At 73.6% G+C, this 12989-nt stretch carries 17 protein-coding genes; 10 read left to right on the top strand and 7 right to left on the bottom strand.

The window, feature by feature from the left end:
• From QE405_RS20830 to QE405_RS20820, 3 genes are all read right to left on the bottom strand, one after another.
• The coding region (locus QE405_RS20830) for an alkaline phosphatase D family protein (RefSeq protein WP_307205380.1) at nucleotides 1–963 on the bottom strand (963 nt) is incomplete at its 3' end.
• A 134-nt stretch (nucleotides 964–1097) separates the two neighbouring features.
• Nucleotides 1098–1988 (bottom strand): diaminopimelate epimerase, encoded by an 891-nt coding sequence (dapF, locus tag QE405_RS20825; RefSeq protein ID WP_307205374.1) that lies wholly within the window; start codon nucleotides 1986–1988, stop codon nucleotides 1098–1100.
• A 103-nt stretch (nucleotides 1989–2091) separates the two neighbouring features.
• Nucleotides 2092–2703, bottom strand: coding sequence for a TetR/AcrR family transcriptional regulator (locus QE405_RS20820; RefSeq protein WP_307205356.1), 612 nt, complete (start codon nucleotides 2701–2703; stop codon nucleotides 2092–2094).
• A 68-nt stretch (nucleotides 2704–2771) separates the two neighbouring features.
• On the opposite strand from QE405_RS20820, the gene QE405_RS20815 reads away from it, so the two are divergent.
• The 4 genes from QE405_RS20815 (at nucleotide 2772) to QE405_RS20800 (ending at nucleotide 4901) form a co-directional block, all read left to right on the top strand.
• Complete coding sequence (locus QE405_RS20815; RefSeq protein ID WP_307205349.1) at nucleotides 2772–3662, top strand: sterol desaturase family protein; 891 nt, start codon at nucleotides 2772–2774, stop codon at nucleotides 3660–3662.
• Nucleotides 3663–3799: 137 nt separating this feature from the next.
• Nucleotides 3800–3922, top strand: coding sequence for a hypothetical protein (locus QE405_RS20810; RefSeq protein WP_307205345.1), 123 nt, complete (start codon nucleotides 3800–3802; stop codon nucleotides 3920–3922).
• Entirely contained in the window at nucleotides 3919–4170 is a 252-nt protein-coding gene (locus QE405_RS20805; protein WP_307205338.1) for a hypothetical protein, read from the top strand. Before QE405_RS20810 ends, QE405_RS20805 begins: the two co-directional genes overlap by 4 nt.
• A 131-nt stretch (nucleotides 4171–4301) precedes the next feature.
• The gene (locus tag QE405_RS20800) at nucleotides 4302–4901 is read left to right on the top strand and encodes a hypothetical protein (protein WP_307205334.1); all 600 of its coding nucleotides are present in this window, start codon (nucleotides 4302–4304) and stop codon (nucleotides 4899–4901) included.
• Nucleotides 4902–5053: 152 nt separating this feature from the next.
• Here QE405_RS20800 and QE405_RS20795 read toward each other — a convergent pair whose 3' ends face one another.
• Both QE405_RS20795 and miaA read right to left on the bottom strand, forming a co-directional pair.
• Entirely contained in the window at nucleotides 5054–5623 is a 570-nt protein-coding gene (locus QE405_RS20795; RefSeq protein WP_307205329.1) for a dihydrofolate reductase family protein, read from the bottom strand.
• The gene (gene miaA, locus QE405_RS20790; RefSeq protein WP_307205322.1) at nucleotides 5620–6552 is read right to left on the bottom strand and encodes a tRNA (adenosine(37)-N6)-dimethylallyltransferase MiaA; all 933 of its coding nucleotides are present in this window, start codon (nucleotides 6550–6552) and stop codon (nucleotides 5620–5622) included. The genes QE405_RS20795 and miaA overlap by 4 nt, the downstream gene beginning before the upstream one ends.
• Before the next feature lie 73 nt (nucleotides 6553–6625).
• Between miaA and QE405_RS20785 the strand changes: the two genes are divergently transcribed.
• From QE405_RS20785 to QE405_RS20760, 6 genes are all read left to right on the top strand, one after another.
• Nucleotides 6626–6892, top strand: a complete 267-nt coding sequence (locus tag QE405_RS20785; RefSeq protein ID WP_307205317.1) for an antitoxin — start codon at nucleotides 6626–6628, stop codon at nucleotides 6890–6892.
• Complete coding sequence (locus QE405_RS20780; protein WP_307205314.1) at nucleotides 6889–7440, top strand: NUDIX domain-containing protein; 552 nt, start codon at nucleotides 6889–6891, stop codon at nucleotides 7438–7440. Before QE405_RS20785 ends, QE405_RS20780 begins: the two co-directional genes overlap by 4 nt.
• Nucleotides 7441–7487: 47 nt before the next feature.
• Complete coding sequence (locus tag QE405_RS20775; protein ID WP_307205313.1) at nucleotides 7488–7751, top strand: hypothetical protein; 264 nt, start codon at nucleotides 7488–7490, stop codon at nucleotides 7749–7751.
• A gap of 58 nt (nucleotides 7752–7809) precedes the next feature.
• Entirely contained in the window at nucleotides 7810–8553 is a 744-nt protein-coding gene (locus QE405_RS20770; RefSeq protein ID WP_307205311.1) for a GntR family transcriptional regulator, read from the top strand.
• A 95-nt stretch (nucleotides 8554–8648) separates the two neighbouring features.
• Complete coding sequence (locus QE405_RS20765) at nucleotides 8649–10199, top strand: NCS1 family nucleobase:cation symporter-1 (RefSeq protein WP_307205309.1); 1551 nt, start codon at nucleotides 8649–8651, stop codon at nucleotides 10197–10199.
• On the top strand, nucleotides 10196–10927 hold the full coding sequence (locus QE405_RS20760) for an aspartate/glutamate racemase family protein (RefSeq protein WP_307205307.1): 732 nt from the start codon (nucleotides 10196–10198) through the stop codon (nucleotides 10925–10927). The genes QE405_RS20765 and QE405_RS20760 overlap by 4 nt, the downstream gene beginning before the upstream one ends.
• Here the strand turns inward: QE405_RS20760 and QE405_RS20755 are convergent.
• A complete protein-coding gene (locus QE405_RS20755) occupies nucleotides 10903–12096 on the bottom strand; it encodes a 4-hydroxybenzoate 3-monooxygenase (RefSeq protein ID WP_307205305.1) in 1194 nt (397 codons plus the stop codon). The genes QE405_RS20760 and QE405_RS20755 overlap by 25 nt on opposite strands.
• Complete coding sequence (locus QE405_RS20750; protein ID WP_307205303.1) at nucleotides 12093–12986, bottom strand: TIGR03619 family F420-dependent LLM class oxidoreductase; 894 nt, start codon at nucleotides 12984–12986, stop codon at nucleotides 12093–12095. Before QE405_RS20750 ends, QE405_RS20755 begins: the two co-directional genes overlap by 4 nt.
• Between the last annotated feature and the right edge of the window lie 3 nt (nucleotides 12987–12989).

The following is a 12989-nucleotide window of genomic DNA, read 5'->3' as shown; positions in this document are numbered from 1 at the left end:
CGCGCCGCGGGGCACCTTGCGGTAGAGCCCCTTCTCGGCGAAGCCGGTCGAGCCGCGGCCGAGGAGGTGGGCCTCGCCGATCGGCATGTACTCCTGGAACGCCTGGCGACCCATCCGCGCGAGCACGTCGACGCGGCGCTCGTCGGTGTAGCGGAACGTCGTCGTCTCGTCGTTCAGGATCTCGCCGGGGTACCAGTTGTTCGTCGTCTCGTGGTCGTCCCACTGGGAGATCACGGGCGTGGTGGCGTGCAGGCGCCGCACGTTCTCGTCGAGCAGGACATAGCGGTAGCGCCCGCGGAACTCCGCCAGGGTCTGCGCGGGCCGCTGCACGTGCTCCGTCACCACGTTGCGCCACACCGACCCGTCGACCTCCACCATCGTGTCGGTGATCGGCTCGTCGGCGTAGATGTTGTCGCCGCAGTGGATGAAGACGTCGGGGCGGAGGTCGGCGACCGCGCCGTACGCGAAGAGCCCGCCGGCGTCGGGACTGATGCCGTAGCCCTGCCCGCAGGTGTCGCCCGACCACGCGAAGGTCGTGCGGGCCGGGGTGGCCGACGGTGTGGTGAAGCTGACGTGCGTCGGGTCGCTCTCCGTGCCGTCGGGGCCGGCGAACCAGAGGTCGGCCTCGTAGTCGCGGCCCGGCTCGAGGCCGGCGAGGGAGACCCGGGCGGTGAAGTCGGTGTCCGCGGTGCCGGCCGGACCGACCCGGGTGCCGATCACGCGCCCGCCGCTGCGCAGGCGCACCTGGAGCTGGCCCGGCGCCTCGCCGCGCGCCCAGAGCACCCCCGACGTCGGCGTCACGTCACCGGTCTGCGCGTGGGTGAGGGCGTCGCGGCTGCGCACGAGCCCGGGGGTGCTGCGCGGCACCGGCCGGCTCGTGACCCGCGCCTGCACCGCGTCGCCGTCGATGGGCGGCCGCCCGAGGAGCACACCTCCCGCCACACCACCGCCCAGGGCGAGCACGCCCCGACGCTTGACGACCGACTGCCCGAGAAGCCGTGACCTCGACACGACCGGCAGCCCACCGGCCGGGGGTGAACCCCGGGTGTCGCGGGGACCTCACCGCCCCGGCGGACGGCTGAACGCCCCTCGCGGGCTCAGCCCAGCGCCGTGAAGCCCTCGGCGACGATCTCCGCGGGACCGGTCAGCACGACGTCGCCGGCGGGGGTCCACGTGAGGTCGAGCTCGCCGCCCGGCACGTCGACGCGGTAGACGACGGGCTCGGCCGGCGGCGTGCCGTCGGCCGGCACGGCGCCGTCGGCCAGCGCGCTCGCGACCATCACCGCGGCCGCACCGGTGCCGCACGACAGCGTCTCCCCCGAGCCGCGCTCGTGGACCCGCATCGCCACGTGCCGCTCGCCGCGGCGCACGACGAACTCGACGTTGACGCCGGTCGGGTAGACCTCCGCGTCGTACGCCGGCTCGCTCAGCAGCGACCCCGCCTCCGCGAGGTCGTCGACGAACGCGACCGCGTGCGGGTTGCCCATGTCGACGCCCGTGGTCGGCAGCGTCGCGCCGGTGTCGCGGACGGTCACCTCCGACGCGGGCAGGGGGCGGGGCGCGCCCACCGAGGCGCTGATCCGCCCGTCCGGCTCCACCGCGACGGAGAGCACGCCGGCCCGGGTGGCGATCCGGAGGGGCGTCGTGGCGTCCGCACCCTCGCGGTCGACGAGCCAGCGGGCGAAGACGCGGATGCCGTTGCCGCACATCTCGGCGATCGAGCCGTCGGCGTTGCGGTAGTCCATGAACCACTCCGCCTCGTCCCGCGCCGCCACCGCGGCGGGGTCGGCGGTAGCGGCGGTGCGCACGACCCGGAGGATCCCATCGCCGCCGATCCCGGCCCGGCGGTCGGTCAGCCGCTGCACGCCCGCGGCGTCGATGTCCTCGTGCCGGTCGCCCTCGGCGTCCGGGAGGATGACGAAGTCGTTCTGGGTGCCGTGGCCCTTGGCGAAGGGGTACGGCGCGTGCGAGCGGGTCACGGCGCCCATGGTCCCACGGGCCCGGGGGTCGGACCAGCGAGGTGCGCGGCCACGCGACGTCCCGCTCGTGCAGCCCGTCCCGGTCCTTCTCCCGCGCCGCCGGCGGTCGCGCTCAGCGCACGCCGAGGAGTGCCCCGACCACCCGTTCGGCGCGGGCGACGACCGCGGCGCCGTCCTCGTCGGGGTGGTCGGCCCACCAGCGCATGACGGTGTCGAGGATGCCCACCCACACCTGCACCATGAGGTCAAGGTCGGCCGGGTCCGCGTCGCCCGCGAGGCGCAGCATCTCCCCCACGCCCTCGACCGCCCGCTCGTGGAGGCGAGCGGTGTGGCGGCGACCGACCTCGGCGGCCGGACCGGTGGTCGGGGCCGTCGGGTCGAAGAGCACCCGCCACAGGTGGGGCCGACCGTCCAGCGCGGCGGCCAGGCCGGCCACCGTGAGGAGGCCGCGCTCGAGCCCGACGGCCCCGAGGGCGGCACTGCGCTCGACCTCGTCGGCGACGACGGCTCCGGCGAGGTCGACGCACGCGGCGTACAGGCCCTCCTTGGAGCCGAAGTAGCTGTAGACCATCGGCTTCGAGATCCCCGCCCCCCGGGCGATGACCGCGACGGAGGCGGCGGCGTAGCCGACGCGACCCAGCTCGGCGAGGGCGACCTCGAGGATCTGGGCCTCGCGCTCGGCCCGCGGCACGCCCTTGGTGCCGGTGCGCGGAGCGGACGTCATGCCGCCACCCTAGCCACCGGAACTGACCCGGGGGTAAGTTACCTCGAGGTCATATCCCGGAGGTGGCAATGCAGGACGTGCTGGACCCCCTGAAGAACCCCGTCACGTGGGCGGCGCCGTTCTTCGTGCTGACGATCCTCGTGGAGCTGGCGGCGCTGCGCTGGCTCGACCACGACGACAACGTGACGGGCTACGCCCTCAAGGACGCCCGCACGTCGATCTCGATGGGCGTCGTCTCGCTCGTCTTCCTCACGCTGTTCAAGGTCGTCTCGTTCGTCGGCTTCGTCGCGGTCTACGCCTACGTGGCGCCGTTCCACCTGCCGACGGACACGTGGTGGTACTGGGTGCTCGTCGTGCTCGGCGTCGACCTCGGGTACTACGGGCACCACCGCTTCAGCCACCGCGTGCGCATCGCCTGGGCCGGCCACCAGGCCCACCACTCCAGCGAGTTCATGAACTTCGGCACGGCGCTGCGCCAGAAGTGGAACCCCTGGTTCGAGTTCTTCTTCTGGCTCCCGCTGCCGCTGCTCGGGTTCGCGCCGTGGACGTTGTACGTCGCGTTCGGCCTCAACCTCGTCTACCAGTTCTACGTGCACACCGAGCTGGTCGGGAAGCTGCCGCGGCCGGTCGAGCTCGTGATGAACACGCCGTCCCACCACCGGGTGCACCACGGCTCCGACCCCGAGTACCTCGACAAGAACTACGGCGGCATCCTCATCGTCTGGGACCGGCTGTTCGGCACGTTCGCCGAGGAGCACCGGCGCCCGCGCTACGGGCTCACCACCAAGGTCGAGACGTTCGACCTGCTCGAGCTGCAGTACGGGCACTACCGGGAGATCTGGGCCGACGTGCGCGGCGCCCGCACGTGGCGCGAGCGGTGGGGGTACGTCGCGGGACCGCCCGGCTGGACCCCCGAGCACGGCACGCCGACGGCGGCCGAGCGGGCGGCGCAGCCGTAGTCGGCGCACGACGGCACCGTGGAGGAGCCGCGGTGAAGGCTTGCTTCGCCTGCCGACGACGAGCCGACCTGCCTACTCTCAGGGTTCGACGACGGTTCCCGTGAAGCCGCCGGGGGGGTGGGATCAGGGAGGCCGAGGTGTTCGTTCTGAGCCTGCTGCTCGAGGGCGTGATGCGTGACCGGGCGGACACCGTTGTCGCACTGATCCTGGTGCCCGTCGTGTTCCCGGCGATCTCGACCTGGAAGGGGACCAGGACATGAGCAGCTGGAAGCCACCGCCGATGTGGAGCCCGGGCCGCGAGTGGGTCCGACTCCAGATCCTCGTCCTCACGAGCGCACTCGCCTTCACGCTCGGTGTCGCCCTCCTGTGCCTCGTGACCGGTCGGGGCGGCAGGGCGCTGCAGCTCTTCGCCTTCTGCGTCATATTCGTACCTGGTCTGCTGATCTCCTGGCAGCAGTGGCGCAGTCTTCCGACGAGGCCGTCCGATCAGCGCGGCCGTGAGGCGTGACCGAACCCGCCCCCGTGTGGTTCACGTACGGCGCCGCCGCATGACCCCGTGAGGAACCGGCTCAGGCTCACACCGCGTCGTACGGACGAGTTCGACCCCACGTCCGCACGACCCCGGGAGACGAAGAGGCCATGAGCGACCGACACCCAGCCGACGATCCACCGATCGCTCCGGGACGTCCGCACGGGACCGTGGCCGCAGGTGCCCCGGTCACCGCCGGGGACACCTCTCGACGCTGGCACCGCTCGGTGTGGGTGGGGGCCCTGGCCACCGCTCTCGTCGTGGCCGGCGGGGCGATCGCACTCCGGGTCGTCGACCTCGGAAGCACTCGCGACGGAGCTGCCGATGGCGCTGCCGACCGCACCACTACGGCCCGACCCGGCGCGGGGGCGACGTACGCGCTCACGGTGCGCACCGCGGTGGTGACCGACGCCCCGATCGCGTACGACGAGGGTGCGCTGATCAAGATCGCTCTCGATCCGACGACACCAGGGGTCGCGACGCCCCGGCACCGGGGCCCAGCCGATGTGGATTCACCCGCTGCCTGGACCGACCTGGCTGCTGGTTCGTACGTCATGACCGTCGCGACGCGGCCCTGCCACGGCAACTGCAGCATGCTCGACCCCGCGATGGACGCCTGCCACAGCACCGTGGACCTCGATGCGGACGCCGAGGTGCTCGTGTCCATCGAGTGGGGCCGTCCCTGCGTCATCGCCGAGTCGGGTCCGTAGCCCGTCGGGTGGCCGAGCGGGCGGCCCAGCCGTAGGCCGGGGTTCACGACAGCGGAGAACGGGTCCCAGAACCGGCCCCGGAGGCCCTCCAGGCTCACGTTCTCCGCCCGGGGCGTCCTCCACAGGCCGCCCAGGCTTGCCCGCCCGCCCCGTCAGCGCACGACGTCGTACGTCGCGACGACGAAGTCGCGGTTGCGTCCGGTCTCGCGCAGCGCGAGCTCGAGCCGTCGCGGCAGCACGGGGGCGCCCGACCCGAGCGTGCACGGCGCGTAGGAGAGCACGACGTGGTCGAGCAGCCCCAGGTCGGCGACCCGGCCCGCGAGCTCGCCACCACCGACGACCCAGACCCCCGTGCGTGCGAGGGCCGCCGCGGCGGCCACGGCCTCGACGTGCACGGCGCGCAGGGCGGCGTCGTCGTCCGCGGCCACGAAGCGGATGTCCGCGCCCGCCCACGCCTCGGGCCGTCCCGCGGCCAGCTCGTCGCCCCGGTGCGTCAGGACCCAGGTCGGCACCGCGTAGGACCACGGCTCTCCCCCGCCGTGCTCGACGAGCCACCCGTAGGTGGACGCACCCATGAGCAGCGCCCCCACGTCGGCCAGGAACGCGGCGTTGCTCCCCACCCCGTCGGGGTCGATGTCCCGGCTCAGCAGCCAGTCGAGCGCGTGGTCCTCGGTGGCGATGAAGCCGTCGAGGCTGGACGCGGTGTAGTAGGTGGTGGTCACGGTGCCGTCCTCCCGTCGAGCGCCCGCACCGCGGCGACCGCGCGGTCCACCCGGTCGGGCGCGTCCCAGTCGACCCACGCGATCCGCGGGTCCTTGCCGAACCACGACTCCTGGCGCCGCGCGAAGCGGCGGGTCGCGATGATCGTGCGCTCCCGGGCCTCCGCCTCGGTGAGCTCGCCGGCGAGGTGCGCCGCGACCTCCCGGTAGCCGATCGCCCGCGCCGCCGTCAGCCCCTCACCGAGGCCCGCGGCCAGCAGCCGCTCCACCTCCGCGACCAACCCGGCGGCGAACATCAGGTCCACCCGCAGCGCGATGCGGGCGTCGAGCGTCGGGCGGTCGATGCGCACCCCGACCTGCACCGACCGGTCGTCGACGTACTCCAGCACCGGCAGCGACGCGCTGAACGGCCGGCCGGTCAGCTCGACCACCTCGAGCGCGCGCACGACCCGCCGCCCGTTCTCCGGGAGGATGCCCGCGGCCGCCTCGGGGTCGACCTCGGCCAGCCGCGCGTGGAGCGCCGCGGACCCGACCCGGGCGAGCTCCGCGTCGTACGCGGCCCGCAGGGCGGGGTCCGTCCCCGGGAAGTCGAAGCGGTCGAGCACCGCCCGCGTGTAGAGCGCCGACCCGCCGACGAGCACCGGCACCCGCCCACGCGACCGGATCTCGGCGATCACCTCGCGCGCCTGCCCCTGGAACGTCGCGACGCTGGCCGGCTCGGTGACGTCGAGGAGGTCCATCAGGTGGTGCGGGACGCCCCGCCGCTCGGCCACGGGGAGCTTCGCGGTGCCGACGTCCATGCCGCGGTAGAGCTGCATCGCGTCGGTGTTGACCACCTCGCCGCCCAGCCGCTCGGCGAGCGCGAGGGACAGCTCGGTCTTGCCGGCGGCCGTGGGGCCGACGACGGCGACGATCGGCGGGCGTTCGCTCACCCTGGCTATCCTTCCAGCCACCGCTCCTGACCACCGACAGCTGTCCCGGAGACCCCGGGCGAGGAGGCACCAGATGGGATTCAGCGACAAGCTCAAGGGCGTGCTGGGCCAGGCCCGCACCCAGGCGTCGAGCGCCGTCGACAAGCACGGCGACAAGATCACCGGCGGCATCGACAAGGCCGCGGCGTTCGCCGACAAGAAGACCAAGGGCAAGTACTCGGACAAGATCGCCAAGGGCACCGTCAAGGCCAAGGAGGGCCTCGAGAAGCTCGACGGCAAGAACGACGGCGACACCGGCCCCGCGGGCCCCACGGGCACCGGCCCCCGCACCCCCCGGTGACGACGAGCGCCCCGGACACGATCCGGGGCCGCTTCGCGGTGGTCCCCGCGGCGTACGTCGTGTGCGTGCGCCCGGGGGCTCCCGACGGCTCCGGCGCGGTCGAGGTGCTGCTGCAGCTGCGCAGCGGCACCGGCTTCATGGACGACCACTGGGCCGCCGGGGCGGCGGGGCACGTCGAGAAGGGCGAGACCGCGTACGACGCGGCGCGGCGCGAGGCGGCCGAGGAGCTCGGCATCGACCCCGAGCTGACCTTCCTCACGACGATGCAGCGGCGCGCCCCCGGCCCCGCGGTGTCGCCGGCCATCGACGAGCGCGTCGACTTCTTCTTCGCCGCCACCGCGTGGGCCGGCGAGCCGCGGGTGATGGAGGGCGCGAAGTGCGCCGACCTGCGCTGGTTCCCCCTCGACGCGCTGCCCGACCCGGTGGTGCCCCACGAGCTGACGGTGCTGCAGGCGCTCGCCGCGTCGCCCGCGGGCTCGGACGTGGGGCGGCTGGCTACGGTGGGCGCTGGGCTCGCGCCGTACACCACGTTCGGCTTCGAGGCCTGAGCCCGACACTGCGACGACCCACCCCCACGCCCCGAGGAGGAGCCCCGATGAGCGACCCCGGACCCCAGCCCGAGCCCACCATCGAGCCCGCCGAGCCCAACCCGGGCGGTCCCGACGCGGCGCCGGGCGACCGCTACGAGAGCGCCGAGCCGCTGGTGGCCGACCCCGACCCCGAGCTCAACCCGGGGGTCGAGGACCACCTGCCCGACGAGGTCACCGCGCCCGACGACAAGCAGCAGGAGCCGACCGAGGGCGACGACGACCGCGAGCCGTCCGAGGACGCCGACGCCGAGTCGGAGCCGCCGGCCTGAGCCGGAGGTCCCGTCGCGGCGTAACCGAGCCGCAACACCCGCCTGCGAGCATCGCGGGATGACCCCGCCCGCCGACCGCGCGAGCCACAGCCCGCGGCGGCGCTCGGTCTTCACGTCCCGCCTCACCCGCACCGGGCCCGACGGTCCGGCGCGCGTGCTCGACGACGTGCGCGACGCGATCCTCCGGGGTGACGAGCCGCCGGGCACGGTGATCCCGATCGACGCCGTCGCCCGCTTCTTCGGGGTCAGCACGATCCCGGTGCGGGAGGCGCTCAAGGTGCTCTCGGGCGAGGGACTGGTCGAGCACACGCCCCACGTGGGCTACAGCGTCGCCAAGCTGACCTACCCCGAGTTCCGCGAGCTCTACGACGTGCGGCAGGCGCTGGAGAGCTCCGCGCTCCGCGCCGCCGTGCGGCACGCGACCGAGGACGACGTCGCCCTGGTCTCCTCCGTGCACGCCGAGATGGACGCCGCTCTCGCGGCGCAGGACGAGCGGGCCTACCACCTCGCCTCGCGGCGGTTCCACCTGCTGCTCATCGAGCCGTCGGGAATGCAGCGGCTGGTGCACATGTACGCCGCGGCGTGGAACATGACCGAGCCGGCGCGCCCGATGGCACGGGTGCCGGCGGCCGGGCGCGCGACGTTCGTGCACGACCACGCGGCGATGCTCGCGGCGTACGTCGCGCGTGACGCGGACCTGGTGGTGGCCCGTTCGGACGCTCACTACGACCACCTGCGGGAGGGCATCGCCACGTTCGCCGACGACCCGGACGTCTTCCGGGTGCCGTCGAGCGATATATGACTCCCGTGACACGGCAGTCACCACGACGACGGACCCGCGGAACATCCCGCTCCTAGCGTCCGTGGGCATCACCGCCCACCCGCTCGGAGACACCGATGACCGGTCTCGCGAACAACAAGCTGCCCCATGACGTCGTGGAGGCGGCCGGATACCCACCCGGCGCCGGTGTGCCGGGACGCGACTACGACCCCCGCCTGACGAACGAGGACCTCGCTCCGCTGCAGGACCAGAAGTGGTCCATGTACAACTTCTTCGCCTTCTGGATGAGCGACGTCCACAGTGTCGGCGGCTACGTCACGGCGGGCGCGCTGTTCGCGCTCGGGCTGACGAGCTGGCAGGTCTTCGTGGCCCTCATCGTCGGCATCGTGCTCGTGCAGTTCTTCTGCAACCTGGTCGCGAAGCCGAGCCAGGTCGCGGCGGTGCCCTACCCGGTGATCAGCCGCGCCAGCTTCGGCGTGCTGGGGGCGAACATCCCGGCCATCATCCGGGGCCTCATCGCGGTGGCCTGGTACGGCGTGCAGACCTTCCTCGCGGCCGGCTCCCTCACCATCGTCATCCTCAAGGTGTTCCCCGGCCTCACCGAGCTCGCCACCGACGCCTACTCGTTCCTCGGCCTCTCGCTGCTGGGCTACGTCAGCTTCGCCATCCTCTGGGTGGCCCAGGCGCTCGTGTTCTGGCGAGGCATGGAGTCGATCCGGAAGTTCATCGACTTCTGCGGCCCGGCGGTCTACGTCGCGATGTTCGCGCTCTGCGGCTACATGCTCGTCCGCGCCGACTTCGACATCAGCTTCTCGCTGTCCGACCAGCAGCTCAGCACGGGTGAGCAGGTCACCGCGATGCTCGGCGCGATCGCGCTCGTCGTCTCCTACTTCTCCGGCCCGATGCTGAACTTCGGCGACTTCTCGCGCTACGGCAAGTCGTTCGAGGCCGTGAAGCGCGGCAACTTCTGGGGCCTGCCGGTCAACTTCGTCGTCTTCTCCCTGCTGGTGGTGCTGACGGCGTCGGCGACCATCCCGGTCTTCGGCCAGCTCATCACCGACCCGGTGCACACGGTGGAGGCGATCGACACCTACACCGCGGTGCTGCTCGGCGGTCTCACCTTCGTCATCGCCACGGTCGGCATCAACATCGTCGCGAACTTCATCAGCCCGGCGTTCGACTTCTCCAACGTCGCGCCGCAGAAGATCTCGTGGCGCATGGGCGGCATGATCGCCGCCGTCGGCTCGGTGCTGCTGACCCCGTGGAACTGGTACTCCAACCCCGAGGCCATCTTCTGGACCCTCGGCATCCTCGGCGCGCTCATCGGCCCCCTGTTCGGCATCCTCATCGCCGACTACTACCTGGTGCGCCGGCAGCACGTCGTGGTCGACGACCTCTTCACCCTCGAGCAGGACGGGGCGTACTACTACGCCAAGGGCTACAACCCGGCCGCCGTCATCACGGTCGCGGCGACCGGCGCCGTCGCCGTGCTGTCCGTCGTGGTCCCGAAGCTCACCGGGGTGCTGACCTGGCTGCCCGACTACAGCTGGTTCCTCGGCTGCGGGCTCGGCTTCGTGGTCTACCTGGTCCTGGCCTGGACGTTCGGCGTGAGCGACGCAGCCGCCCGCACGAAGGCCCTCCACGCGGGCGCGGGGACCCCGGCGTGACGCAGCCCGACCTGGTGGTGCAGGTCACGAACCCGAACTCCACGGGCTCGATGACCGACCTGATCGGGCGGAGCGCCCGGGCCGTCGCCGGCCCGGGCGTCTCCGTCGTCGCCGTCGGCTCCCCCGACGGGCCGGCCTGCATCGAGACGGCCGTCGACGAGGTCCACGCCGCGCCGGGGGTGCTGCGGATGGTCGCGGACGGCGAGCTGCGGGGCGTCGACGGGCACGTGATCGCCTGCTTCGGGGACCCCGGCCTCGACGCGGCCCGCCTGGTGGCCCGCGGACCCGTCGTCGGCATCGCGGAGGCCGCCATGCGGTCGGCGACCTTCCTCGGGCGCCGCTTCTCCGTGGTCACCACGGCCGCGACCGCCGTGCCGGGGATCGAGGACCTGGCGTTCCGGTACGGCGTGGCCGGAGCCTGCGCGGGCGTGCACGCCTCCGGCGTCGGCGTGCTGGAGCTGGGGACGGATCCCGCGGCGTACGACCGCGTGCTGGCCGCCGCCCGCGCGGCGGTGGCCGCGGACCGCTCCGACGTGGTGGTGCTCGGGTGCGCCGGGATGGCGGACTGGGCGGCGCGGCTCGGGGAGGACCTCGGCCGGCCCGTCGTCGACGGGGTGGCCGCCGCCGTGGGCACCGTCGTCGCGCTCGTGCGCTCGGGCGCCCCCACGACGGTCGGCGGGAGGGCGGTCGCCGGAGCGTCGCCTCAGCCGTTCGGCCAGCCGGTGTAGCCCTCGGCGAGGTAGGCCGCCCCGTGCGGGGAGGCCACGATGCCGCGCAGCTCACCGAGCTGCCGGAGCTCGTCGAACTCGCTCGCGCCGTCCACCCGGTGCAGCATCGTCGTCATCCAGTAGGAGAAGTGCTGCGCCCGCCAGACCCTGCGCAGGGCCTGGTCGGAGTAGACGTCCAGCGCGTCCTCGTCGCCCTTGCGCAGCGACCGCTCGACCGCCTCGGCGAGCAGGCGCACGTCGGACAGCGCCAGGTTGAGGCCCTTGGCTCCCGTCGGCGGCACCGTGTGGGCGGCGTCGCCGGCGAGGGCGAGGCGTCCGTGCGTCATGGGCGTCTGCACGAAGCTGCGGAAGGGCAGCACGGTGCGCTCGATGACGGGTCCGTGCTGGAGCGGGAAGCCGTCGTGGCCGGCCAGGCGCGCGTCGAGCTCGGCCCAGATCCGGTCGTCCGACCACGCCGCCGCGTCCTCCCCCGGGTCGCACTGGAAGTACATCCGCTGCACGACGTCGGTGCGTTGGCTGATGAGGGCGAAGCCGCGCTCCGAGCGCGCGTAGATCAGCTCCGGCGCGCTCGGCGGGGCCTCCACGAGGACCCCGAACCACGCGAAGGGGTACTCGCGGAAGTGCTGCCGGCGCCCGGCCACGAGCGCCCGGCAGATGCTGCGCGAGCCGTCCGCGCCGACGACGAGGTCGGCGACCACCCGTCGGGGGCGGTCCTCGGCGTCGACGAACGTGACGGTGGGCTCGGGCGCGGGGCCGTCCGTCCCCGACACCGCGGTGTCCCGGACCCCGTAGTGCAGGTCCCCGCCGTCGCGCACGCGCGCCGCGTGCAGGTCGACGAAGACCTCCGTCTGGGGGTAGAGCCAGCAGGAGGCGCCCACGAGCGCGGAGAAGTCGACGCGGTGGCTGAGCCCCCCGAAGCGCAGGTCGATGCCCTCGTGCTCGTGGCCCTCCCGCAGCACCCGGTCGGACACCCCGGAGTCGACGAGGAGGCGGACGCTGTCGCGCTCGAGGATGCCGGCCCGGTGGGTGCCCGCGATGTCCGCGACCCGCCGGTGGTCGACCACGACGCTGTCGATCCCCGCCAGGTGGAGCAGGTGGGACAGCATGAGGCCGGCGGGACCGCCGCCGACGATGGCGACCTCCGTGCGGGTGGTGCTGTGCTCGTTCATGAGGCCCTCGCTGTGGTGGGGGCGGCCTCCCGCGGCGACCCGGCCCGCAGCCCGAGGGCACGAGCGAGGCCCGCCAGGGCCGCCAGGTGGTCGTCGACGGACCGGAGCCCGCGCGACATGGTGTCGACGCTGACGTGCGTGGCGCCTGCGGCCGCCCACGCCCCGATCGCGTCGGCCGTCCGGTGGACGTCGTCGTCCAGCACGAGGCGGCCTTCCATCCCGAGCGCCGCGGGGTCACGTCCCGCGGACTCGGCGGCCCGGTCGACGAGCGCGCGCGCCGCGTCGAGGTCGGGCCCGGGCTGCACCTGCGGCAGCCACCCGTCGCCCAGTCGGCCGATCCGGTCGTACGCCGCGGGGCTCGAGCCCCCGAACCAGATCGGCACCGGCGCCGCGGGACGCGGGCTGAGCCCGACCTCCCGCCCGCCGAGCTCGACGAGCGGCTCGCTCCACAGCGCGCGCAGCAGGCGCACCTGGTCGTCGAGCCGCCGGCCACGGTCGCCGAAGGAGGCGCCCAGGGCGTCGTACTCGGCGCGGTTCCACCCCACGCCCACGCCCAGGCGCAGGCGTCCCCCGCTCAGCAGGGACACCTCCGCTGCCTGCTTCGCGACGAGCGGCGCCTGCCGCTGGGGCAGGACCAGCACGCCGGTGACCAGCTCGAGGCGGCACACGGCCGCCGCGAACCCGAGGAGCACCAGCGGCTCGTGGTAGTCGTTGCCCGCGTCGTACGGCCCCGGCTCGGCGCCCGGCGCCGGCCGCTCGCCGAGCACGTGCTCGTAGGCGAGCACGTGGGCGAACCCGAGGTCGTCGAGCGTCGTCAGGTAGTGCCGCACGACCGCGGGGTCGGTGCCGAGCTCCCGCTGGGGGAGCACCGCCCCCACCCGGATCGTCACGAC

The organism is Nocardioides zeae (genome assembly GCF_030818655.1).
GTDB lineage: Bacteria > Actinomycetota > Actinomycetes > Propionibacteriales > Nocardioidaceae > Nocardioides > Nocardioides zeae_A.
Note: the sequence above shows the minus strand (reverse complement) of the source record. Positions and strands in the feature narration are given on the sequence as shown.